Annotated in this window: 19 protein-coding genes; 11 read left to right on the top strand and 8 right to left on the bottom strand. The window is 32.3% G+C overall.

Annotated elements, in window-relative coordinates; translation table 11 throughout:
- Window positions 1-25 precede the first annotated feature (25 nt).
- A complete protein-coding gene (locus tag ABD816_RS16745) occupies window positions 26-328 on the top strand; it encodes a GNAT family N-acetyltransferase (protein WP_344929404.1) in 303 nt (100 codons plus the stop codon).
- Window positions 329-391: 63 nt separating this feature from the next.
- On the opposite strand, the gene mtaB is transcribed toward ABD816_RS16745, so the two are convergent.
- Window positions 392-1,705, bottom strand: coding sequence for a tRNA (N(6)-L-threonylcarbamoyladenosine(37)-C(2))-methylthiotransferase MtaB (gene mtaB / locus ABD816_RS16740; RefSeq protein ID WP_344929335.1), 1,314 nt, complete (start codon window positions 1,703-1,705; stop codon window positions 392-394).
- Between the two features lie 155 nt (window positions 1,706-1,860).
- Here mtaB and ABD816_RS16735 point away from each other — a divergent pair, with 155 nt between their 5' ends.
- Window positions 1,861-3,492 (top strand): ABC transporter substrate-binding protein, encoded by a 1,632-nt coding sequence (locus ABD816_RS16735; RefSeq protein WP_425549122.1) that lies wholly within the window; start codon window positions 1,861-1,863, stop codon window positions 3,490-3,492.
- A gap of 140 nt (window positions 3,493-3,632) precedes the next feature.
- A complete protein-coding gene (locus ABD816_RS16730; RefSeq protein ID WP_344929334.1) occupies window positions 3,633-4,721 on the top strand; it encodes a hypothetical protein in 1,089 nt (362 codons plus the stop codon).
- Between the two features lie 67 nt (window positions 4,722-4,788).
- On the opposite strand, the gene ABD816_RS16725 is transcribed toward ABD816_RS16730, so the two are convergent.
- From ABD816_RS16725 to ABD816_RS16715, 3 genes are all read right to left on the bottom strand, one after another.
- Entirely contained in the window at window positions 4,789-5,970 is a 1,182-nt protein-coding gene (locus ABD816_RS16725; RefSeq protein ID WP_344929331.1) for a GlmU family protein, read from the bottom strand.
- Between the two features lie 118 nt (window positions 5,971-6,088).
- Entirely contained in the window at window positions 6,089-6,340 is a 252-nt protein-coding gene (locus ABD816_RS16720; RefSeq protein ID WP_344929330.1) for a type B 50S ribosomal protein L31, read from the bottom strand.
- A 189-nt stretch (window positions 6,341-6,529) separates the two neighbouring features.
- On the bottom strand, window positions 6,530-7,000 hold the full coding sequence (locus ABD816_RS16715; RefSeq protein WP_344929329.1) for a hypothetical protein: 471 nt from the start codon (window positions 6,998-7,000) through the stop codon (window positions 6,530-6,532).
- A gap of 172 nt (window positions 7,001-7,172) precedes the next feature.
- Between ABD816_RS16715 and ABD816_RS16710 the strand changes: the two genes are divergently transcribed.
- From ABD816_RS16710 to ABD816_RS16690, 5 genes are all read left to right on the top strand, one after another.
- Window positions 7,173-7,718, top strand: a complete 546-nt coding sequence (locus ABD816_RS16710; RefSeq protein ID WP_344929327.1) for a DUF4199 domain-containing protein — start codon at window positions 7,173-7,175, stop codon at window positions 7,716-7,718.
- Window positions 7,719-7,846: 128 nt separating this feature from the next.
- Window positions 7,847-8,371 (top strand): DUF4199 domain-containing protein, encoded by a 525-nt coding sequence (locus ABD816_RS16705; protein WP_344929326.1) that lies wholly within the window; start codon window positions 7,847-7,849, stop codon window positions 8,369-8,371.
- Window positions 8,372-8,374: 3 nt separating this feature from the next.
- Window positions 8,375-9,322: a glycosyltransferase family 2 protein gene (locus ABD816_RS16700; RefSeq protein ID WP_344929324.1), complete on the top strand. Its 948-nt coding sequence runs from the start codon at window positions 8,375-8,377 to the stop codon at window positions 9,320-9,322.
- A gap of 182 nt (window positions 9,323-9,504) precedes the next feature.
- A complete protein-coding gene (locus tag ABD816_RS16695; protein WP_344929321.1) occupies window positions 9,505-11,235 on the top strand; it encodes a phospho-sugar mutase in 1,731 nt (576 codons plus the stop codon).
- 28 nt (window positions 11,236-11,263) lie between these two features.
- A complete protein-coding gene (locus ABD816_RS16690) occupies window positions 11,264-13,087 on the top strand; it encodes an ABC transporter ATP-binding protein (RefSeq protein WP_344929320.1) in 1,824 nt (607 codons plus the stop codon).
- A 70-nt stretch (window positions 13,088-13,157) separates the two neighbouring features.
- Here the strand turns inward: ABD816_RS16690 and ABD816_RS16685 are convergent, their stop codons facing one another.
- The 4 genes from ABD816_RS16685 to ABD816_RS16670 are packed head-to-tail and all read right to left on the bottom strand — an operon-like array spanning window position 13,158 to window position 18,174.
- Complete coding sequence (locus ABD816_RS16685; RefSeq protein ID WP_344929318.1) at window positions 13,158-15,356, bottom strand: PepSY domain-containing protein; 2,199 nt, start codon at window positions 15,354-15,356, stop codon at window positions 13,158-13,160.
- A 13-nt stretch (window positions 15,357-15,369) separates the two neighbouring features.
- Window positions 15,370-15,864: a DUF2271 domain-containing protein gene (locus ABD816_RS16680; RefSeq protein WP_344929316.1), complete on the bottom strand. Its 495-nt coding sequence runs from the start codon at window positions 15,862-15,864 to the stop codon at window positions 15,370-15,372.
- Between the two features lies 1 nt (window position 15,865).
- Window positions 15,866-17,275 (bottom strand): ankyrin repeat domain-containing protein, encoded by a 1,410-nt coding sequence (locus ABD816_RS16675; protein ID WP_344929315.1) that lies wholly within the window; start codon window positions 17,273-17,275, stop codon window positions 15,866-15,868.
- The gene (locus tag ABD816_RS16670) at window positions 17,272-18,174 is read right to left on the bottom strand and encodes a DUF6607 family protein (RefSeq protein ID WP_344929313.1); all 903 of its coding nucleotides are present in this window, start codon (window positions 18,172-18,174) and stop codon (window positions 17,272-17,274) included. The genes ABD816_RS16675 and ABD816_RS16670 overlap by 4 nt, the downstream gene beginning before the upstream one ends.
- A 113-nt stretch (window positions 18,175-18,287) precedes the next feature.
- On the opposite strand from ABD816_RS16670, the gene ABD816_RS16665 reads away from it, so the two are divergent.
- From ABD816_RS16665 to ABD816_RS16655, 3 genes are read left to right on the top strand one after another with little or no spacing between them, the layout of a single operon-like run.
- On the top strand, window positions 18,288-20,420 hold the full coding sequence (locus ABD816_RS16665; RefSeq protein WP_344929311.1) for a TonB-dependent receptor plug domain-containing protein: 2,133 nt from the start codon (window positions 18,288-18,290) through the stop codon (window positions 20,418-20,420).
- A 3-nt stretch (window positions 20,421-20,423) separates the two neighbouring features.
- Complete coding sequence (locus tag ABD816_RS16660) at window positions 20,424-21,830, top strand: HmuY family protein (protein ID WP_344929310.1); 1,407 nt, start codon at window positions 20,424-20,426, stop codon at window positions 21,828-21,830.
- Between the two features lie 33 nt (window positions 21,831-21,863).
- On the top strand, window positions 21,864-23,108 hold the full coding sequence (locus ABD816_RS16655) for a T9SS type A sorting domain-containing protein (RefSeq protein ID WP_344929309.1): 1,245 nt from the start codon (window positions 21,864-21,866) through the stop codon (window positions 23,106-23,108).
- The last annotated feature ends 234 nt before the right edge of the window (window positions 23,109-23,342 follow it).

Here is a 23,342-nt window from a genome sequence, read left to right as displayed (position 1 = left end):
TGGTAAACAAATAAATATGGAGAACATGAGTGATGTGGCATTAGAAGTTATTGATAATGAATTTTTGAGACAATTTGAGATTGTTATTGACGGTCAAAAATCAAAAATTGAATATGCAAGTCAAGAAAGAAAAATTTTCCTTACTAAACTCATAATGAGCGAAGAGCAAATTGAAAAAGGATATGACACCGATTTTATCATTGCTGTTTTCAATATTATTGAAGATCGTAATAGCAGGTTAGTTCCCACATGTCCTATTATCGCTAAATTTATGCGAAAAAATAAAAGAAAATACAAGAATCTTCTTCCTGTAGGAATCAATATTTAAATTTTTCTTTTGAAAAAAATCATAAAAGCCAGCAAATTGCTGGCTTTTGTGATTCAAATAAGATTATAAGAATTTAAATCTCACTATACCATCTACATCAATCTCTAATAATTTTACTCGATGCAATGTATTGACATAAGAGGGATCCCATGGCATTTTTACCTTAATATAATTTTCTGTAAAACCATGAATGTATCCTTCTTTATTTTCTGACTCAAACAAAACAGTTCGTTCTGTTTCTAACTGACTTTCATAAAATGCTCTTCTTTTTTTAACAGACAACCCTCGTAACATTTTACTTCTTTTCTTACGTACATTCTGCGAAACAACACCATCTAGTGATGCAGCAACTGTATGATCTCTTTCTGAATAGGTAAACACATGCAGATATGATATATCTAACTCTGATAAAAAATTATAAGTATCCAGAAAATGATCGTCAGTCTCCCCGGGAAAGCCAACAATCACATCCACACCTATACATGCATGTGGCATTGTTTTCTTAATCTTTTTGACTCTGTCAATGTATACATCACTAAGGTATCTACGCCTCATCAATTTTAAAATATCATCATTACCCGACTGTAAGGGAATATGAAAATGCGGAACAAATGTTCTGGACTTAGAAACGAAATCAATTGTCTCCGCCTTTAATAAATTAGGTTCAATCGAAGAAATACGCAATCGTTCGATTCCTGCTACTTGATCCAATGCCTGTACCAAGTCAAAAAAAGTATGTTCATGTTTTTTATTACCAAACTCTCCTTTACCATAGTCACCAATATTAACACCTGTCAACACGATTTCTTTTATTCCTTTTGCTGCAATTTCACTAGCATTCTGTAATACATTAGACAAAGTATCACTTCTGGAAATACCTCTTGCTAATGGAATTGTACAATAGGTACACTTATAGTCACAACCATCCTGCACTTTTAAAAATGCTCTTGTACGATCTCCTACCGAATAACTGCCTACATAAAAATCTGCATCTTCTATCTCACAGGAATGAATCTGTCCATATTCATTTTTGGACAAATCATTGATATAATCAGTAATCTTAAATTTTTCTGTTGCACCGAGCACTAGATCCACTCCATCAACATCTGCTAATTCTTCAGGTTTTAACTGAGCATAACAACCCACAGCAGCCACAAAGGCATCCGGGTTCACTTTTTGTGCTTGTTTTACTATAGTTTTAAATTTTTTATCCGCATTATCAGTCACTGAACATGTATTGATTACATACATATCCGCAACAGATGAAAAATCCACCCGATCAAACCCCTCCTCTTCAAAATTTCTGGCAATGGTTGAAGTTTCTGAAAAATTCAGTTTACAACCCAGTGTATAAAAAGCGACTTTTTTCTTAATCATGCTTTACTTGTTTCAGTATCTTCTTAACTTTACATTTCTGATATCAAGCCGAATCCTTCTTTTGTTTAAAAAATGAAAGGATTTCAATCTGAGGATCAGAATTCCTTAGTAAATTTAAGGGTGCAAAGATACCAACAATAATTCGTATACTAAAATTGAAAACTAATCATTTAACAACTACAATTCATTACTTTACAAGCATTTATCTTTGTTTTTTATGTGCTTCTTGTACAAAATCATCTAAAAACTATAAAGATCATCAGGTTTTCAGGTATAATCACTATGAAAACATAAGTTCTCTGGATCCTGCCTTTGCCAGAGATGTGCCTAATATATGGTCCACTAATCAACTATTTAACGGATTGGTTCAATTGGATGACTCTTTACATATTGTGCCGGATATTGCCAAAAACTGGAACATTTCAGAAGACAACTTAACCTATACTTTTACCTTAAGAAATGATATTAAGTTTCATAAGCACGTGCAATTTGGAACTCAGGATAGCACCCGGCTTGTGGTTGCTGGTGATTTTGAATATAGTTTTAATAGACTATCAGACCCAAAGGTTGCTTCTCCTGGTAATTGGGTTTTAAAAAACGTAGCAAACTACACGGCGGTTAATGATACAATTTTCAAAATAAAATTAAAACAGCCTTTCCCGGCTTTTTTAGGAATGATGAGCATGCGTTACTGCTCGGTAGTTCCCAAAGAAATAGTAACGTTCTATGGCAGTAACTTTAGAGCTAACCCTATTGGAACGGGGCCATTCAAATTTAAATTATGGGAAGAGAATATAAAACTTGTATTCAGGCGTAATGAGCTATACTTCGAAAAAGATGAAAAAGGGCGTCCATTACCATATCTGGAAGCAGTAGCAATTACTTTTTTACCAGACAAGCAAACAGAATTTCTACAGTTTGCTAAAGGAAATATTGATTTACTCAATAGCCTTGACGCTTCTTATAAAGACGAACTTTTAACCCCTAGTGGTAAGTTACGTAATACATATACAGATAAAATTAACATTTCTAAAGGTCCTTATTTAAATTCAGAATACCTTGGGTTTTATCTGGATGGTGATAAAGATGAAATTCAATCTACATTACTCCGTAAAGCTGCAAACCATGGTTTTGACAGAAAAAAAATGATTATGTACCTAAAAAATGGAGTTGGTACGCCTGCTGTTAATGGATTTATTCCTAAAGGAATTCCTGGGTTCACAAATCAAAAAGGATATGAATACAACCCGGCAAAGTCTCGCGCTCTTATCAAAGAGTACATTGCAACATCGGGAAATAAAAATCCTACCCTTCATATAGCTACTGATGGTAATTATCAAAGTATTTGCGAATTTATACAACGCGAGCTAGAAAAAATGGGACTTACTATTATTGTAGATGTGATGACCCCATCTACCATTCGTAAAAAGAAATGGAGTGGAGAACTCGATGTTTTTAGAGCAAGTTGGATTGCAGATTATCCAGATGCAGAGAATTTCTTATCCCCTTTTTATAGCAAAAACTTTACACCAAACGGTCCTAACTACACGCACTTCAAAAATGAAACATTTGATAGACTTTATGAAGAAAGCTTTTCTATTAAAGACAACAAGGTAAGAGAGCAAAACTATGCAAAAATGGACTCTATCATTATTGCCCACGCACCAATTATACCTTTATACTACGATCAAGTTGTTCGTTTTACGCAGAAAAATGTAAAAGGATTGACTAACAATCCACAAAATTTTCTCATCCTAAAAAGAGTTTGGAAAGAAGAGAAGAAATAGCTCTTTCAAATTTTAACAAAATTAAGATTTAGATTCTATTATTTAAAAAAAATAGCATTTCATCGATATTATTTGCTTTTAATCTCTTTTTAATTATATTTGCAGCTGATTTTAATGTAATCCCTAACAAATTAAATCTTATGAAAAAAACCTATTTATGTTTAGCAGCTTCTTTATTTTTAGCAGTAATCTCATGTGGAGATGATGATTCTGACGGAGCTGGTCTTCTATCTGTAGATACAAACCCTACTGAAGAAACTGTTTTAGACCCTTCTACAATATCTGAAAATATATCTATTAAAGGAGGAGAACGAATTACTGGAGAAGCACCACAACCAACCGGTACTCTTGCTTTTACATTAGACAACACAACACAATCTGCGTTTTTGAACAATGGTTTTGATATTACCTTTGATGCACCTGACTCTTATGCCGGAGCCTATATTCAGATTAAATCTAATGACGGAACAGCAGTTGCTGATTATTTTGATGTTGAAGGTTACTACAATAAATCTACTGCTAGAAAAATCAGAAAATCTTCTAAGCTTGCAACTAAATCAAAAAAAGTTGTTGATAATGAAGTAACTGTAGATGTTGATTTTAATGACAACGTTCCTCCGGGAAAATTTTGTTATATTATCTGTATTTATGATGATGCTGGTAATATCAGTCAACCAGTAGAAGTATGTGTAGAAGTAGAAGCCTGGGGTGGTAACCCTAACCTAATTGGTACTTGGAACTACACAAAAACAGTTAGTAACGGAATAGAGGAGGCTATTGATTCTGAAGATTGCGAAGACACTTCTTTATCTTGTGAGAATGGCACCGAATTAAATATTGAAAATGCATATTGCTATACAACGGTTTCATTACCTATCATTTTTAATGAAGATGGAACTTATAGTTATATATCAACATCAAAAAGCATTGATTTTGATTACGATGCTTCTTTTACTAGTTGTACCGCTATCTTTCAAGAAGAACAAGATGATGTTTATACTTCGGCAGGTAACTGGGCATTCGATGAAGAGGAAGGTAAACTTACTTTAGTGGAGTTTGAATATACTGAGACAGATGGTGACGAAGTATATGAAGGTATTGAAGAAGATGGTTACCTATTATTTGATGGTAATGCTACCATTTCTAGTTCTGAATTGATTATAGAAGATAGTTATGACGATTATGAAGATGGTCTTATAACAGAAGAATATTATTTTACTAAGAATTAAGAATTTATACGTTCAAATATTATTAATATCAAAAGCCATCTATATAAGATGGCTTTTTTCATTCTTTTTATCCTTCATAATTCTGGCGCCATTTCTGAGTTTCTTCAAAAACGTGTGTTAATATTTTTTCATCTTGCGCTGTAAAATCTAAAGTACGCCTGCCCATTACAACTTTTGCTACTTCGAACGCTTTTTTAGTTAAATAAGTTACAAACCCACTACTACCACCCCAGCTATAACTAGGAATAAAGTTACGAGGAAATCCACTGCCAAAAACATTGGCGTTTACCCCAACTACTGTTCCTGTATTAAACATTGTATTGATCCCACATTTAGAATGATCACCCATCATTAATCCACAAAATTGAAGTCCGGTTTTTGCAAAACCTTCTGTTTCGTAGCTCCAAAGACGTACAGGAGCATAATTATTTTTGAGATTAGAGGTATTTGTATCGGCTCCTATGTTACACCATTCTCCTAGTACAGAATTACCCATAAATCCATCATGTCCCTTATTAGAATACCCAAATAATACAGAGTTACTTACTTCTCCCCCTATTTTGCAATGAGGCCCTACGGTTGTACCACCATATATTTTAGCTCCCATTTTTACTGTAGAATGATCTCCTAGTACAAATGGTCCTCTGATCATACTGCCCTCCATAATTTCTGCATCTTTACCAATATAAATAGGTCCTCCAGATGCATTTAAGGTAACAAACTCCAGAGTAGCGCCTTCTTCTATAAAAATGTTTTCTGGAGCTAACACTTGATTCGTATCAGAAATAGGCTGACTATCCTTATCTTTAGTAAGTACTATAAAATCTGTATTAATCACCTGCTCATTCTTTGAGAATATATCCCATGTATTTTTAACAGTTATTATTTCTTCTGTGTACTGAGTGATTTTATATATTTCAAAATCAACTTCCTGACCTTCTCTTATATAAAACGCTATAGGTTCGTCATCATTAAAAATTGCCTGATCAGGTTGTAAATTTTTGATCATTTCAGTCAATTCTTTATTAGGAAGATAGGATGCGTTAATCATTACATTTTCTGCTAACTCTACCATCGGAAATTTATCACTAAGGTATTCTTCTGTTACTGTAGAAGTAGTATTCCCTAAATATTTTTCCCATTTTTCTCTAATAGTAGTTATTCCTATACGAATCTCTGCAACAGGTCGTGTGTATGTAAAAGGCAATAATGCATCTCTGGATGCACCATCAAAAAGAATATAGTTCATAAGCGTATATGAATATTAAAACTAAAAAATTGATTAGAAGTACAAAAATACAGTAAGATCTAAAAACAAAAAAGCCTTTCTAAAAAAGAAAGGCTTTTGAAAATTATGTGTTACTAAATTACTTTTTGAATTTAGCATATTTGTTTTTGAACTTGTCGATACGTCCTGCAGTATCAATAAGTTTAGATTTACCTGTGTAAAAAGGATGAGACGTTCTTGAAATTTCTAATTTTACTAACGGATACTCAACACCATCAACTTCTAGTGTTTCCTTAGTATTCGCAGTTGACTTAGTTAAAAAAACCTCATCGTTAGACATATCCTTAAAGGCTATCAATCTATAATTTTCTGGGTGAATATCTTTTCTCATTGTATTATTGTATCATTTTTCGAAGTGCAAATTTAATCAATTTTCACAAAATAACAACTCTCTAATGGAAAAATTATAAATATTATATATCGAAACCTTCTATTCATGAAGTCTTTTCATTTCTAAAATAAAAATTGATACTTCGTTTTGATAATTATTTCTATTTATTGATAAACTTAGTTCAAATATTTAACAAATTATCAGCGATGCTAATCTAAATACGAAAGAATCTTCTGCCAACGACCTTATTGAACTACAGCCACTCTCAGAATATTCCTTTACTCCATCATTATATATTTTATCATTTTGCAATGTAGCCTTATATGCTAAAACAATTTCAGTCAACTCTTCTGGAGATAAATTTAATGCTAATAAATCTGCATACAATTCAATGAATTCTTCGCTTTGTTCATCTAAAAAATCTTCTTCTATCTTATTAATTTCTTCAATGGTCCATTGAGAAGATGATTTTGTTGAAACCTCTTCCATTATTTTTGAAAAGCTAGGTGAGTTTTCGATGATTTTTGAAAGTTCCACGTATATTTGTTTCACTATCAACTCTTTGTTCTTAGTCTGTGGTTCACTAAAATGCTCTTCATTAGAACAAGAAGTTATAAATACCAGCAAGATAGTTGCTAAATAAAGTAATTTTGTTTTCATATATTAATATTTTGGGGATCATATATTTTAAAACCATAATTTAATTATGGTTTTAACGTAATTTATAACTGTAAAGATAAACTTTTTTTATCACTTAAATCTAAAATGAATTATTTAAGCCTCTTGATAAGATCCTTTTATTATATTTGATCTTAAATTATAATAAATAAAATTGGAAGAGACATTAATGGAAAAAAAAGGTATTTCAATAAAAAAATACATCCTGATATATGGTGTAATTTTTGGAGTAACCAGTATACTTCTTAGTTTCTATCGATATTTCACAGGAGTTTATACCTCATCGAATTTAACCCACACAACTATTTTATTATTAATAACCATATGTAGCATAATGGCTGGTATTATTTTTTTTAAAAAAAACAATAATAGTTTTATTAGTCTAAAAGAAGCATTAAAAATCGGTATAGGAATATCAGTTATAGGAGGTCTGATAGCCATTTTATGGAAAATTTTACTAATAAAGGTAATTGATCCCGAAATTATACAAGAACTTGAAAAAATTCAGATCAAACAGTATGTAGAAGAGTCATCAGATTTTACTGATGAAAACATGAATAGTATAATTAAGACCATAAAAAAATTTACCTCTCCCCCTATCATGATTCTATTTGCTTTAATTGAAGATTTGTTTCTTGGTTTTCTCATATCATTAATTGGAGGACTTATTATTCAGAAAAAGAAAGATCCGTTTCAATAGTTTACGTTGTAAATTTCCTGTTTTATTATTCATTACTCCTTAAAAACTCTTTTTACGGTACCATACTGTAACAATTTAGTACATTTGTCTACTTATGGTTGTATAAATCAACCTAAATTTTATTAAAAATGGAAAATGAACAAGCATCAACTAAAAAAATTATAATTCAGTATGGTGTGCTTTTTGGAATTGCGTCTGTACTTCTTGGTGTCGTGTTATATGTAACAAACGCTTATAAAGATCCTCATTGGAGCTATTCTATTTTGAGTTTCTTACTAATAATTTCAGTTATTAGCTTAGGAATTAAAGCATATAAAACAGCTAATAATGGTTTTCTCACTCTTTCTGATGCTCTAAAAACAGGAATTGGCATTGCACTAGTAGGGGGAATTATAAGTGTTATTTGGGCATTTATTCTTACCACAGTTATAGAGCCAGAATACATGCAACAGGTTCTAGAAATTCAAAAGGAAAAAATGATTGAAGATAATCCTAATTTCTCTCAGGAACAGATTGATCAAAGCATGGCGATTGCCGAAAAATTCACCTCGCCCTATATTACCATTGCATTTTCTATGATTGGAAGTTTGTTCTTTGGATTTATAGTATCCTTATTTGCTGGTCTTATTATGCAACGAAAACCCGAAGATTAATTCATGAACATATCTGTTGTCATACCTTTGCTGAACGAGCAGGAATCGCTAACCGAATTATATAATTGGATTATACAAGTAATGCAATCTAATTCGTATTCATATGAAATAATTTTTATTGATGATGGTAGTACCGATGATTCATGGAGTACTATTATGGAGTTATCAAACAAGGATGAACACGTAAAAGGTATTAAATTCCTTAGAAATTATGGAAAATCCCAGGCATTGCATGCCGGTTTTGAAAAAGCTCAGGGAGACATCGTAGTTACTATGGACGCTGATTTACAAGATAATCCAGAAGAAATACCTGGATTATATAATCTAATAATAAAAGATGGCTTTGATCTTGTTTCTGGCTGGAAGAAAAAGCGATATGATTCTGTAATTGCTAAAAACCTACCTTCTAAATTATTTAATGCTGCCGCCAGAAAAACATCAGGACTTAAGTTGCACGATTTCAATTGCGGATTAAAAGCCTATAAGAATCAAGTAATTAAACAGATAGATGTTTATGGAGAAATGCATCGATATATTCCAGTATTGGCTAAAAATGCAGGTTTTACTAAAATCGGTGAAAAAGTAGTACTCCATCAAGCAAGAAAGTATGGGAAAACCAAATTTGGTATGAATCGTTTTGTAAATGGTTTTTTAGATTTAGTAACAATCTGGTTCATGTCAAGATTTGGCAGAAGACCTATGCACTTTTTTGGATTAATTGGTTCTATTCTATTTATTATTGGATTTTTTATATCTATATATTTAGGAATTGATAAACTTTTTATAGAAAAGTCTGGCAGATTAATCACTTCACGTCCAGAATTCTATATTGCATTAACTACAATGATTCTGGGAACACAGTTCTTTTTGGCCGGATTCCTTGGAGAAATCATTTTAACCAGTAAAAGAGATAAAAAAAGATATAGTATCTCAGAGAAAATACATGTTTAAGATACATCTTTTTCTTATACCGGTATTTTTTTAACCATATTGTAGTGTAACTGTAAAGAGATTAGCTACAAAATAATATTGACTCATAATTTTAATAAAGAACATAAAACCTTAAAAAGGAACCTATTCTCTACTATTTATAAACAAAATTAAATAGTATTTTTACATTAAAAAATAAAAGCATGCAAATTACAGATTCCACAGTGACTAAAAGAATTGAAGAATGGTTGACTCCCGTATTTGATGAAGAAACAAAAGCTGAAATTCTAAAATTAAAAGAAACATATACTGAAAACCTTACAGAAAGTTTCTATAAAGATTTAGAGTTTGGAACTGGTGGTATGCGAGGTATTATGGGAGTAGGTACTAATCGTATAAATAAATATACTTTAGGAAAAAGTACTCAGGGCTTAAGCAATTATTTGATAAAGCAGTTTCCTGATGAACAACCAAAAGCGGTGATCGCTTATGACTGTAGAAATAATAGTGATACCCTGGCACAAACCGTGGCCAATGTTTTTTCTGCCAATGGTATTAAAGTATATCTTTTCTCCAGCCTGCGCCCTACTCCAGAACTGTCTTTTGCTGTCAAAGAACTAGGCTGTCATTGCGGAATTGTACTTACTGCAAGTCACAATCCACCAGAATATAATGGATATAAAGTATACTGGCAGGATGGAGGACAATTAGTCCCTCCTCAAGATGGAGAAATTATCGCAGAAATAAATTCTTTAAACTACGCAGATATTAAGTTTGATGCTCATCAGGATATCATAGAAAAAATAGATAAAGAAATAGATGATATTTTTATCAAAAACAGCGTAAAAAACGGAAGTTTTATAGCCACTCAACAAGCAAAGGACAATACAACTATAGTGTTCACCTCACTACATGGGACTTCTATTACAGCGGTTCCAGAAACGCTCGAAAAAGCAGGATATAAAAATGTTCATATTGTAAAAGAACAAGAAAAACCTGATGGCAATTTCCCAACGGTAGTCTCCCCTAACCCAGAAGAACCAGAAGCTTTAGCTATGGCACTGGAACTCGCTGATAAAGTAAATGCAGATATCGTTATAGGCACAGACCCTGATTGTGATCGTTTAGGAATAGCTGTTCGTAACTCACAAGGAGAATTACAATTATTAAGTGGAAACCAAACCATGATTGTAATGACTTGGTTTCTTTTAAAATATTATAAAGAGAAAAAAGGAATTAAAGGAAACGAATTTGTAGCATCTACCATTGTTTCTACACCCATGTTAAAAGATCTTGCTATCGCATACGGTGTAGAATATAAAGAAGTACTTACAGGTTTTAAATGGATTGCAAAATTAATTAAAGACTTTCCTAAACAACATTTTATTGGAGGTGGTGAAGAAAGTTTTGGGTATATGGTAGGGGATTTTGTTAGAGATAAAGATGCTGTTACATCAACACTTCTTGCCTGTGAAATTGTTGCCTACACAAATTCTCAAGGAAGTTCTTTTTATGAAGAACTATTAAAACTTTATAAGGAACACGGACTCTATAAAGAAAGCTTGGTTTCTTTGGTAAAAAAAGGAATTGAAGGAGCAGAAGAAATCAAACAAACTTTAATTGATCTAAGAAATAACCCTCCCACTCATTTTAATAACGAAAAGATTGTTCTAATTGAAGATTACCAAACAAGTATTGCTAAGAATATTAAGGATCATACAGAAGAGATAATTGATATGCCAAAATCTAATGTACTCATATTCTATACAGAAGGAGGAAGCAAGATTGCAGCAAGGCCGAGTGGTACAGAACCAAAAATCAAATTCTATATTAGTGTGCAGGAATCATTATCCACCATATCAGATTTTGATACCATTTACGAACAATTAGATGCAAAGATTGAACAGATCAAAAAAGATTTACAATTAACTTAAAAGACAGCGTACTGTCTATACCATATTGATGAATTATTTTAAACAAATTCTTCGCTTTGCAAAACCTTACAAAGTGTATGCTATATTAAATATTATATCAAATATTTTTTATGCGCTATTTGGGACCCTTTCCATGATATCTTTATTTCCGATGCTTAATGTTTTGTTTGGAAAAACAGAAAGGCTTAAAGAAAAACCGGTATGGAAAGGTCTTTCAGAAATAAGAGAATTTGGTGAAGATTATCTCAACTTTTTTGTTACACAAAAAGCAGACGAAGGAAATGATGATGTATTGATATTCATGGTAATTTTAGTAATCACCATGTTTTTTCTAAAAAACATTTTTGGCTATCTAGCTATGTATTTTATTACTTTTTTAAGAAATGGTGTCCTAAAAGATATACGAAACGAGCTCTATAAAAAAACCATTTCATTACCTCTTTCCTTCTTTTCTGAAAAAAGAAAAGGTGATACCATCGCGAGAATATCTACAGATGTTTTAGAAATACAGCACTCTTTTTTATCGATACTTGAACTTATTGTGAGAGAACCTCTAATGATTTTATTCACAATTTTAGCTATGCTCATTATAAGCGTTAAGCTTACTATATTCGTTTTTGTTTTTATACCAGTTTCGGGATTTTTAATTTCCTTAATAGGAAAATCATTAAAAAAGAAATCTGATAGTGTACAAAAAGAACAAGGCTTTTTTCTGTCTATTATTGAAGAAACCCTCGGTGGATTAAAAGTAATTAAAGGATTCAATGCTGAAGGTATATTTGGTGGTAGATTTCAGGAATCTACTTCGCGATTTTTTAAATTTTCTAATTCTTTATTAAACAGGCAAAATCTGGCATCTCCTACTAGTGAATTTTTAGGGATTACAGTTATTGCTATATTGTTATGGTATGGTGGTCAAATGGTTTTAGTTGAAAAAACATTAGATCCGGGGCTGTTTATTGTGTATATGGGTCTTGCATATAATATTCTAACTCCTGCCAAAGCTATTTCTAAAGCCAGCTATAGTGTCAAAAAAGGGAATGCAGCCGCAGAACGTGTATTAGAAATTCTTAACACAACATCTCCTCTAGAAGATAAAGAGAATGCAATAAACAAAACTGATTTTAACTCAAATATTCATCTTGATAATATTTCTTTTAAATATGAAGATGAATATGTGCTTAAAAACTTCAGCTTAGAAGTACCCAAAGGAAAATCTATTGCTCTGGTAGGTCAATCAGGAAGTGGTAAATCTACCATTGCTAATCTTGTAACCCGTTTTTATGATATTAATCAAGGTGCTATTAAAATAGATGGTATTGATATCCGGGATATTACAAAAGAATCCCTGCGTGGATTAATGGGGTTAGTGACTCAGGATTCTATCCTGTTTAATGATACAATCAAGAATAATTTGCTAATTGGTGATAAGAACGCATCTGAAGAAGATATCCTGAAAGCCTTAAAAATTGCAAATGCATGGGAGTTTGTAAAAGACTTACCTCTTGGTATAGAAACAAATATTGGTGATAGTGGTAATAAAATTAGTGGAGGTCAGAAACAACGATTATCTATTGCAAGAGCGGTTCTTAAAAATCCTCCGATCATGATTCTGGATGAAGCTACTTCTGCTCTGGATACAGAAAGTGAACGTCTGGTACAATCAGCATTAGAAAATATGATGAAAAACAGAACCAGTATCGTTATTGCACACAGACTATCCACCATACAAAACTCAGACTTAATTGTAGTCATGCAGAAAGGAAGTATTGTAGAAAAAGGCACGCATGATGAATTGACTGCAAAAAATGGAATATATCAAAAATTAGTAACCATGCAGTCTTTTGATTAAAACGGCACACACAGACAAAAAAGCAACAGAAAAAAGCTGTTTTTAATAATTCTAACAATACAATGCATCGCTAGTAACAATCTATTTTGATCTGTTTTTGCTGTTTAAAAGTCTGTAAGGGTTCGCTTAAGTATGTTGCTGTAATCTTTTCTAATACTTTTATAACTTCTTTTTGCATAGCTATAGAACCACAGATCATGATCACTCCTCCATTTTTTAAAACAGAAGCTATAAAAGAGGCTTCTTTTTCAATTTGATCCTGCACATACATCTTGTTCCCCAATTCTTGTGAGTATATTATCTTAACCGTACTAAGGTGCTTTGTTTCCTGAGCTTTTTTAATATACTCATTATATAGCAATACTGATGATGTATTTCTGCCTCCCCAAAACAAATGTACTCTGGAATCGCCAAGTGGATAAGAGGTTATCATTCCAAGAAAAGGAGCTATTCCTGTGCCATTTGCAATAAAAATTACATCTTTCTTATTGGCAGGAAAATGAAAGGTCGTATTTTGTTGTATCACAGCCTTAATTTTATCTCCTTTTTCAAGCTGACTAAAAAAAGTGGAGCATATACCAAACTCATGTTTCTTAATACTCAACATTATATTTCCATTCACTTTACCAATAGAATATAAACGTCTGACATTGTCTTCTTTTGGATAGAAAGCTAACAAATCTCCGGATTCATAATCCATATTGTTATGTGGTTTTAAGTGTAGCAAAAAAGTATCATCTTCATTTATGTCAGATCGATCGATTACTGAAAATGTTACCTTATCTACCTTTTCTTTTTCTGGTGGAGTAATATACAGATCCAACCCCATTTGTGAACTCCAACCCATAGCCCACTCCTTAAAAGTTGTAAATGATTGATTATTGATTTTGCAGGGTTCCAAAATTGATTCAAACTTTGGATTCATTTTTAGAAGCGTATCTAAATCAAGTGCATATTTACAAAAATCCGGATATGCTAAAGAGCCAAATCCTACCACTGAAAATTGAAGTTGATTAATGGGTTGAATTGCCTTAACATTCTTCTCAAATCTTTTTGCATTTGTGGGTGGTTCACCTTGACCATACGTTGCCGTAAAAATAATAAGATGCTTTGCTCTTTTATACCGGCAATAGTTATTTAATTCTGAAATGAACACTGTTTTACCCAATGCCGACAGTGCATTTGCAAAAATAGTTGCGAAGGCAAAAGTACTACCCGTTTCAGAACCTACTAAAATAATATATTCTGCTTCATCTTTGTTATGGTTAAAATTAGAAATACTACTTTTTTTAATACGTCTAATAGTCATCGAAAAACCAGAATAAATAAAAAACAAAATAGAACAGCATGAGATAAGCAGCACTACTGACCATACTGCACTTCCTTTTCCAGTATGTAATGCTAAACTCCAATAAGATGCTAAAGTAATCAATGGATAATATTCTTCACTAATGATTGTACCTGTATACTGATCGATGATAAGCTCTCTATTAGACAGCTTTACAATAAAATAATCTTCAGGTGCATCAGAAAATGGGAATTCTACAGATCTCATATCTGTAAGGAATATCGTTTTAAACAATTCAAAGTCTTTAGGAAGTACTCTTCGTGTTGCACTACTATGATTTGTATGTATCGTATGAGAAATAACTTTTGCAGGGAGTAATGAAAATTTTTCTAAGGATAAATAGACCCCGGTTATTGCAATAATAAATATGGGGATTAATAACAATCGTCCTAGAATAATATGAGAATACTGGGTAAAATATTTTTTTCTAATTTTAGAAAAGAAACGTTTCACATTCCCCTGACGTTTTAGAATTAATAAAGTTCCTGTGATGCTAAGCAAGAGCAGAAGAAAAGAAACAAATCCAACAAAAAACCTACCAATACCCTTTAGAAACAAAGAACGATGTAAGTTAGTAGCAAATTTAATAATATCTGATTTCTCAACGGGTACTCCAAGCTTTTTTCCTGTCAATGGATCAACATAGATGGTTTCACTATTTCCTTCTTTGGTAACAACTGTAGCTATAATAGCATCATGCTCATCAATTTCTAAAGTAATCAGTTCGTCATATCTTTCTTGAAGTACATGAATCGTCTTAGCCAGTGTAACCTCTTCTATATCATCAATCGCATAAGATTCTATGCTATTAGCGATAGGGTCAAAAGCCAGTATGATGCCAGTGACGGAAGCTATGAGTAAAAAAGCAGAAGAAACTATTGCTAAGGCGAGATGACTATATCTCCATATAGAAAGGGTCATGTAGTAACTTTAATTATTGAGGCAGCAGGCGCACATACCGTATAAATCCATTACCTTCTATTTTATTTTTTATGGCTTCAGAAGTAAATTCTAATTCTACATCGCCTTTATAATATTCCTGATCTTCTACAGCAGTCTCAAAACGTATTTTATATCCTTTATTAATTGCATCCGTGTCTATTTCAATAATACTGATTGCTCGATTTCCTCCACTGATAGTAGCCCCGGTAATCCCATCAATATTCTGCCGTTTTTTTCCGTGAAATTCCCACCAGGCTGGAATATCGTGATACCACTCTTCATCATCTCCATGTACATAAAGTGTTTTTTGATAATTCCCTTCTGAATCCAAGAGTGAAATAATTATATATGCACCCTCACCTGTGTAGTTTTTCATTTGAATCATGCATTTATACTTCGTATTAGATACACTAGTGCTGAATCCAAAAATTATAAAAAGAACCACTACTAACAGCGGGAATACATTAAAAATAGATATACGTTTCATTTTATTTTAGGAAATTTAAAACAACTTCTTGTTTTTGTAATAATTCGTTTTCACTTGCTAAATCATACACAGATTCTTCAAAATCTGTCTTGATAGCTTTATCTGCTCCTATAGTTAATAGGTATTTAAGAACGGCATCATTTTTTGCTATCATAGCCGCCTTATGTAAAGGTGTAATTCCATCTTTATTTTTGGTATTCACATCTATACCAAAGGTTTTTACTTTTTCTAATACTTCCGTATTATGGTAATCTAATGCTAAATGAAACAAGGTATTGCCGTTTTCTTGTTGCTGTAAGATATCAAATCCTTTTTTTGAAAAAATTGCTAACTTTTGATCAAATTCTTCAGGCTTTTGAGTATTATACTGTTTCATAAGGTAATATGCCAGATTATTACCTTTGCTATCTTTTACAAATATGTTTGCGCCCTTGTCGACTAAAAACTGTGTAACTTTTACATTACCCCACTGAATGGCATTAATTAAAGCAGACCTTCCTGTATCGTCTTGTTGATTAATATCGACTCCTTTTGATAAAAAATAGGCTAAAACAATGGTGTCTTTTGATTTATATGCCAAAGAATGTAGCGGCGTATTCCCTTTTTTTGTAGTTACATTAGGTTCAATTCCTAATTTTTCTAAGTATTGAAATATTTCTACAGAATTTGAATACCCACGAGTGCCTTCACTGGCAAATATCATTGCATTTTCGTCATTAGCATTCGTCCCATCATAAGAAACTTTTTTCTTAATAAGCGCATCCATTAGTAATACATTACCTCTTTTAGCAGCGTAATTAAAAATACCATTACCGTCATCATCAGTGCTATGTATATCAATACCTTTAGATGTGAAATAATCCACCAACTTATAATCAGTAATGAATGGGGCTACTAATAACAGAGCATTGGCGCCATCGTTATTCTTTTCATTACTAACATCGGCACCTTGTGCAATGCAAAAGTCATATAAAGCAGTACTGAGTTGCCCGGTGACTGCTGCAAAATTTAATAATGAATACCCATGACTATCAATAATGTTAGTTTTTGCGCCATTATCAACTAAAAATTGCATCATTTTTATATTACCACGATAGGCCGCCCAAAAAATATAGGTTCTACCATCGTGTGTCAATTTATTGACATCATTCCCTTTTTTGGTGAGTAGATGTTTTATCGTTTCATTATCCACTTTTTCAATCAATGCATAAGATACCGCATCAAAAAAATGTCGATTGAGCTCAGAGATATCGTTACCATCTGTGATTTTTTGTTCAACATCTGCAATATCTGGATTTGTTTTCCAATATTCCCGATCTAAAAAGGCATTAGCATCCTGAGCAAAACTAATTCTGATACTGATACATAAAATAAGGTATAAAAGGTTTTTAAAATAAATCATCTTTTTCATTTCTTCACAAAAGATTCAATCACTTTGGCTATATCACTTTCCTGAGTATAATCTTCAGAAAATAAATGTTTGTATAAGGCTTTATTATCTACTTTAGTCTCTAATGATAAGTTTGTATTTCTGGCATATACTTCCTCCCATTTAGTGCGAACTAAAGCCCATTTTTGCTGATGCTGATTCCACCAATCTGATGCTCCTTTACACCTGCTATCGTCTACTTTAACGTACGTATTATATCCTTTTTCTTTTGCTAATACAATGTCTTCTTTACCTTGCTCACGAATTACTTTATCATTATCCTGATCGTGCACCCATCCATCTTTGGTAATCTCATGGCGATTTCCTCTTACAGTCACATTATAATCATTTCTTTTAGTGTATTCTCTCCTTGGTAACGGAGCATCAGTTGTGTTTTCCCAAAAACTTTTACCATCTACGTGTATCCAGGATGCAGAGCCTTCATAACGAGGACTATCATCTACCTGAAATACCTTTTGTGTCCATTGTCCTTTTATTCCTTCTGCAGGCTTACTTTCATAATTCCAAGTATTATTTGCAGTAAACATATAAAAATGAGTGTTTTCATATATCCAATCTTGCCTCCAATGCTTTACAATATGAGGTGCTGTTGGATCTCCTACCTGAAGTAAGTGCTGGATTGATATTTTGTCATTTGTATCTGCAACTAATTGTGCCCATTCTAAAGCTTTATCTTCTTTTGTTTTAGAAGGTTGGTATAACGAGTCCTTACTGTATTGAAAGGTTTCTGCAAAGTTAAATGTTACTTCAAAACACCCACACATACTTTTAATAGCATTAATGTCTTTTGTCTTTTTATCCTGTGCATTGAGCGTTACAGTTATAAAAAGCCCGAGTACGATAGCAATTGTTGTTTTCATTCTATTGAGTAATTATTTATGTAAAATTATTTTTCAAAATTAATTAAATTTATTTAGAATAAATAAAAATAACGAATATATTTGCAGCTTATTAAGAATCGTTATAAATAAAAATGAGCGTTAAAAAACTGTATATAAACATTCTATGCTTTTTATTCCTTGCAAAAGTCTATTCACAGCAAACAGTGATAGACAGCACAAGAGTCACAGAAATCGAAGAAGTAGTTATTACAGGACAGCACAATCCGCAATCTATAGAGAAGTCCGTTTTTGAAGTCAAAGTGATTTCAAGAGCTACTATTGAACAACAAGCAGCTAATAACCTGGCGGATCTTTTAAACCAAACCTTAAATATTAATATAACTCCTAATACCTCTACCGGTAAATCCGGAGTCAGTCTTTTTGGACTGGATGCTCAGTATTTTAAAGTTCTTATCGATAATGTTCCTGTTATTAATGAAGAAGGCGTTGGTAATAATACAGACCTAACACTTATTAATCTAGATGATATCTTACAAATCGAAATTGTGGAAGGAGCTATGGGAGTACAATATGGTTCTAATGCAGTATCCGGAGTTATTAATATAATTACTAAAAAATCAGTATCAGAAAAGACAAATATCAACGTCTATATACAAGAAGAAACTGTTGGAGATGAATATGAATGGTTTGATAAAGGAAGGCATATACAGGCATTACAAATCAGCCATAATCTTGATGAAACCCTCATGGGAAGCATCGCCTATACCAGAAATGATTTTGCTGGTTTTTATGGCACGCAACAAGGAGCTATGTATGATCAAAATGACGGTTTGAGAGGACATACCTGGCTTCCTAAAGAACAACAGAATGCTAAACTATTATTGAATTTCAAAAAAGATGCATTTAAAGCATTTTACAAATTCGATTATTTTAATGAAACTATTCAGGAATACAATACCGTGGTAGATCTAAATGAAAATGCTGCTACGGATACTACTGACCCTCTTGCATTAGATGCTTTATATACAAACAATAGATTTGTACATCATCTAAATGTTGATGGAAATATAAAAGACAGAGTAAACTATAACATATCAGTATCCTATCAAGAACAAAACAAGGATATAGAAACATATACATACCGCATTAGAAGAGATCAAAAGCTCAATAAACAGGAAGGTGAATATTTATCCAGATCGGCATTTTTCTCCAGAGGAACCTTCAGTAATCTGATAGATAAAAAGACATTTAACTTACAGGCTGGTTATGAATTGACTAATGAAAAGGGATTTGGATCACCATTAGCAATCACAATTAACCCGGATGAAAATAATATACAACAACGATTAAATAATTACGATTTTTTTACATCTTCAGAAATAACTATTTCGGATCAATTTTCTATCAGACCGGGAGCAAGAGTTTCGTTCACTAATTTATTTGATCATCAATATGTATTTTCTTTTAGTTCCAGATATTCCTTTAGAAATAAAATAGAATTACGCACTATTATTGGTTCTGCTAATAGAACCCCAAGTTATGATGAGCTTTACACCTATTTTGTAGACGTAAATCATGATGTACAAGGAAATCCAAATCTAGATCCCGAAAAAGGGATATCCGCTTTTCTGCATCTCAAAAAAAAATATAAAGTATCTAAAAACCTGCAATTGCAGAACAAAATAAGTGCATCCTATCTGGATGTAAAAGATAGGATTGAGCTAATCGTAGTTGAGCAGACACCTTTATCATTTCAATATAACAATATCGATACTTATAAAGCTATAGGTTTGTTTTCAGAAAACACACTTCAATATGATCGATTAAAAATACAGGCTGGTGTTTCTTTTCTGGGAATTTCGAAAATCCTGAATAGCGATATAAATGCTAATGATGATTTCCTTTATAGTTTTCAATTAAATACTGCAATTGGATATTCTATTCCAGATTGGAAAACTACTTTTTCTCTTTTTTTAAAACATATTGGAAAGCAACATCAATTTGTTGAAAAGACAAATGCTCAGGGAGCACAAGAATTTGTAAAAGGAACCACAGACGCTTACAGCTGGATGGATGCTACTATTAAAAAGTCCTTTTTTAAAGATAAAATAGAAACAACATTTGGAATTCGAAATTTATTAGACATCACTGAGGTAAATACTTCTGCTTTTTCTGGAGGAGCGCATAATGGACCTCCAACTGGCTTAACACTTGGGTATGGAAGGTCATACTTCCTGAAAATAGCGTATCATCTAAATCTATAACTCATGAAAACAAAATTCTCTTTTATACTTTATCTCATATGTTACAGCTTCTTTATACTCCTGACTTCTTGTAGTACGGATGATAGTCTGGAGGAAGATCCTTTTGTTGTTGCTTTCAAAAATCTATCGATTAATCTTTCTCAGATAACTGAAGAAGAATCAATTACATTAGTATACTCTCAAAATGCGCTCGAAAACGGAAACTTTACCGTATCAATTGATGCATCAAATGCGATATACGGAAAAGATTTTATAACCATTCCGGCGGCAGAAAATAATAATATCCAATTAACAATTGAAGAAGGTCAATTAGAAAACAATATTGTGTTCAAGAAATTGAATACCCTTTTAGATGAAACGACTGTTATAACCTTTACGATTGCATCCATTAATTATTCGAATTCGAATATACAGGGAAACACAGATTTTTTAATCAACTCTTCTCCCTCTCTAGGCGGAAGTATATTGCCAGAAGTAGGTGGACCTAATCAACAAAATCAAGTATTTATAGACCTAAGTAATCAAAATGTTACGATAAAGAAAAGAGATTCATGGGATTTAGGGTTTTATGGTGGTTCCAATCAAAGAGTAGCTATAAATGGCTCCTTATATATGGCAGCTAAAGCGCTGGAAGCAACAGATATTGATAGTGTGAATGAAACAGATGTGATCGATTTACAAAGAGAAGTAGCTGTCGGTACTTTTAATGAAGCTAATCAAGCTTATATAGATGCTCCAAACGGGAATATTTTAGAAACTGCTATTGACCAAATATCGATACACGATGATGAGAACCCTGTGTATCTGCTTAATCTTGGCTACGAGGTTGGAACAGCAATACCAAATGCAGGTAGTGTAGCAGTTGCAGGAAATCAAAGAGGTTGGAAAAAAATAAAAATTTTATGGGATGGAGAAAACTATAAGTTACAATATGCCGATCTAAATGCAACAACACATAAAGAGATACTCATACAGAAAGATGCAAATTACAATTACAAACACTTTAGTTTTAATACTGATGCGTTAGTTACGATAGAGCCACAAAAAGAAAAATGGGATATCTGTTTTACTGTATTTACGAATATAATTGAAGGAGCTGGCAGCTATGGTTTTTCGGATTTTGTGGTTCATAATACAAAAGGAAATGTCGCTGCATATGAAATAAATACAAATGACTTTTCTTATGATGACTTTTCAATCACTGATGTTAACAATACTAGTTTTTCTATAGACCAAACTAGTATTGGTAGTAACTGGAGAGATGTGTTTTCTGGAGGATCGGTATATGCAGATAGATTCTATGTCATAAAGGATGCCAATAACAATATATATAAATTAAAATTTTTAGCAATTACCAATAATGATGGTGAACGAGGCCATCCAGAATTCGAATACGAACTTTTATTATAAATAATTTAAAATTAATACGTGAAATATACTATTATGAAAACAAAAATTCAATTTTTATTCCTATTTGCCCTGTGTTTTTCTACAGGAAAAGCTCAGGAAACGACTGTAAATATAAGTATGGGAGCGGGCTATACTAACCAGGTATTTTATAAATTAAGTACAGACACAGAAAATTCATATCTATCTGATTCATGGGATGTAGCTTTTTTAAGAACCGATAATTTTGACTTTGCCATACGGATGAATGATGCTAATGGAGCAGAAGTTTTTGAGGCATCAAATGATCCTAATGACTGGAGTAACATTGATATTGCTAATGAAGCTAGCTGGACAAAACTATATAACAGCGATACCAACTGGAAAGAAGGTGCTTTTCAAAAAGGGTCTGCAACATATGGTTGGGGAGAATATAATATCGCAAATCATCATGTAGAAGGCACTGTAATCTTTGTCATTAAATATGCGGATGGTTCTTATAGAAAATTTATCAATGATGATTTCTTTGGAGGGTATACCTTTAGATATGCTACTTGGGATGGTATGAACTGGAGTACTGATCAAACAGCAACAGTTTCTAATACTAACAACCCAGACCATGAATATAACTATTATTCATTCACTACGGATGCTGAAGTTATTGCGGAGCCTGTAATGTCTGATTGGGATTTCAAATTCACCAGATATTATACAGAATTACCTCCGGATGCTACTCCATATCTGGTTACCGGTATAATGCACAGTGATCAGGTTACTGTTGCCCAAAATGATGAGACGGGAGGATCAGGAGACACCTCATCCTTAAATTATTCAACTGATATTAATACAATTGGTTATGATTGGAAATCGTTTACAGGAACTGGTTTTTCTGTAAACTCTGATATGGCTTATTATGTAAAGTATGCAAATGAAACGGTTTATAGAGTTTATTTTACATCATTTTCTGGGAGCAGTACTGGCGATGTATCATTTAATTATGAAAACATCACTAACGTTTTGGGAATAGATGATGTAACGACTGACGTGTCATTTGGAGTATATCCCAACCCATCTACAAATAAAAAAGTTTCTATCATATATGACGTAAATACAGGGAATGCTCCTCAAAATGAAGTTGCTATTTATACATTAGCCGGAAAAAAAGTATATTCAGAACACCTCAATACTGATTCAGGCTTTTATAACAAAGAATTAAACTTATTTGACTTGCAAACAGGTATTTACATTTTACATTTTATATCTGGAGATCATTATACTACAAAAAAATTAGTATTAAATTAAGTATTAATGATTCGCTTATAACTCTAAACAATTCAGATAAAACTCAATAGACTATATAGCTATAAGAGCATTGAAAAGATCAGATATTTATAATGAGACTATAGTTTTGTTTTTTTTGTTTAATTAGCCATATCAAAAGTATGGATTAGTGAAACGGATACTTAAAAGTATCCGTTTTTTGTTTAACATTTCTGGTTTATTTTAAAACAATCTAAATACAAACTAGCCTACATC

Origin of the sequence: Aquimarina addita, from assembly GCF_039539305.1 — a bacterium.
GTDB lineage: Bacteria > Bacteroidota > Bacteroidia > Flavobacteriales > Flavobacteriaceae > Aquimarina > Aquimarina addita.
Note: the sequence above shows the minus strand (reverse complement) of the source record. Positions and strands in the feature narration are given on the sequence as shown.

Excerpts from the sequence above, each read along its gene's own strand:
- ABD816_RS16680 (WP_344929316.1), bottom strand. The coding sequence starts at position 15,864 with ATGAAACGTATATCTATTTTTAATGTATTCCCGCTGTTAGTAGTGGTT.
- ABD816_RS16675 (WP_344929315.1), bottom strand. The coding sequence starts at position 17,275 with ATGAAAAAGATGATTTATTTTAAAAACCTTTTATACCTTATTTTATGT.
- ABD816_RS16660 (WP_344929310.1), top strand. The coding sequence starts at position 20,424 with ATGAAAACAAAATTCTCTTTTATACTTTATCTCATATGTTACAGCTTC.
- ABD816_RS16720 (WP_344929330.1), bottom strand. The coding sequence starts at position 6,340 with ATGAGAAAAGATATTCACCCAGAAAATTATAGATTGATAGCCTTTAAG.
- ABD816_RS16655 (WP_344929309.1), top strand. The coding sequence starts at position 21,864 with ATGAAAACAAAAATTCAATTTTTATTCCTATTTGCCCTGTGTTTTTCT.
- ABD816_RS16670 (WP_344929313.1), bottom strand. The coding sequence starts at position 18,174 with ATGAAAACAACAATTGCTATCGTACTCGGGCTTTTTATAACTGTAACG.
- ABD816_RS16665 (WP_344929311.1), top strand. The coding sequence starts at position 18,288 with ATGAGCGTTAAAAAACTGTATATAAACATTCTATGCTTTTTATTCCTT.
- ABD816_RS16745 (WP_344929404.1), top strand. The coding sequence starts at position 26 with ATGAGTGATGTGGCATTAGAAGTTATTGATAATGAATTTTTGAGACAA.
- ABD816_RS16700 (WP_344929324.1), top strand. The coding sequence starts at position 8,375 with ATGAACATATCTGTTGTCATACCTTTGCTGAACGAGCAGGAATCGCTA.
- ABD816_RS16705 (WP_344929326.1), top strand. The coding sequence starts at position 7,847 with ATGGAAAATGAACAAGCATCAACTAAAAAAATTATAATTCAGTATGGT.
- ABD816_RS16695 (WP_344929321.1), top strand. The coding sequence starts at position 9,505 with ATGCAAATTACAGATTCCACAGTGACTAAAAGAATTGAAGAATGGTTG.
- ABD816_RS16730 (WP_344929334.1), top strand. The coding sequence starts at position 3,633 with ATGAAAAAAACCTATTTATGTTTAGCAGCTTCTTTATTTTTAGCAGTA.
- ABD816_RS16685 (WP_344929318.1), bottom strand. The coding sequence starts at position 15,356 with ATGACCCTTTCTATATGGAGATATAGTCATCTCGCCTTAGCAATAGTT.
- ABD816_RS16715 (WP_344929329.1), bottom strand. The coding sequence starts at position 7,000 with ATGAAAACAAAATTACTTTATTTAGCAACTATCTTGCTGGTATTTATA.
- mtaB (WP_344929335.1), bottom strand. The coding sequence starts at position 1,705 with ATGATTAAGAAAAAAGTCGCTTTTTATACACTGGGTTGTAAACTGAAT.
- ABD816_RS16725 (WP_344929331.1), bottom strand. The coding sequence starts at position 5,970 with ATGAACTATATTCTTTTTGATGGTGCATCCAGAGATGCATTATTGCCT.
- ABD816_RS16690 (WP_344929320.1), top strand. The coding sequence starts at position 11,264 with ATGAATTATTTTAAACAAATTCTTCGCTTTGCAAAACCTTACAAAGTG.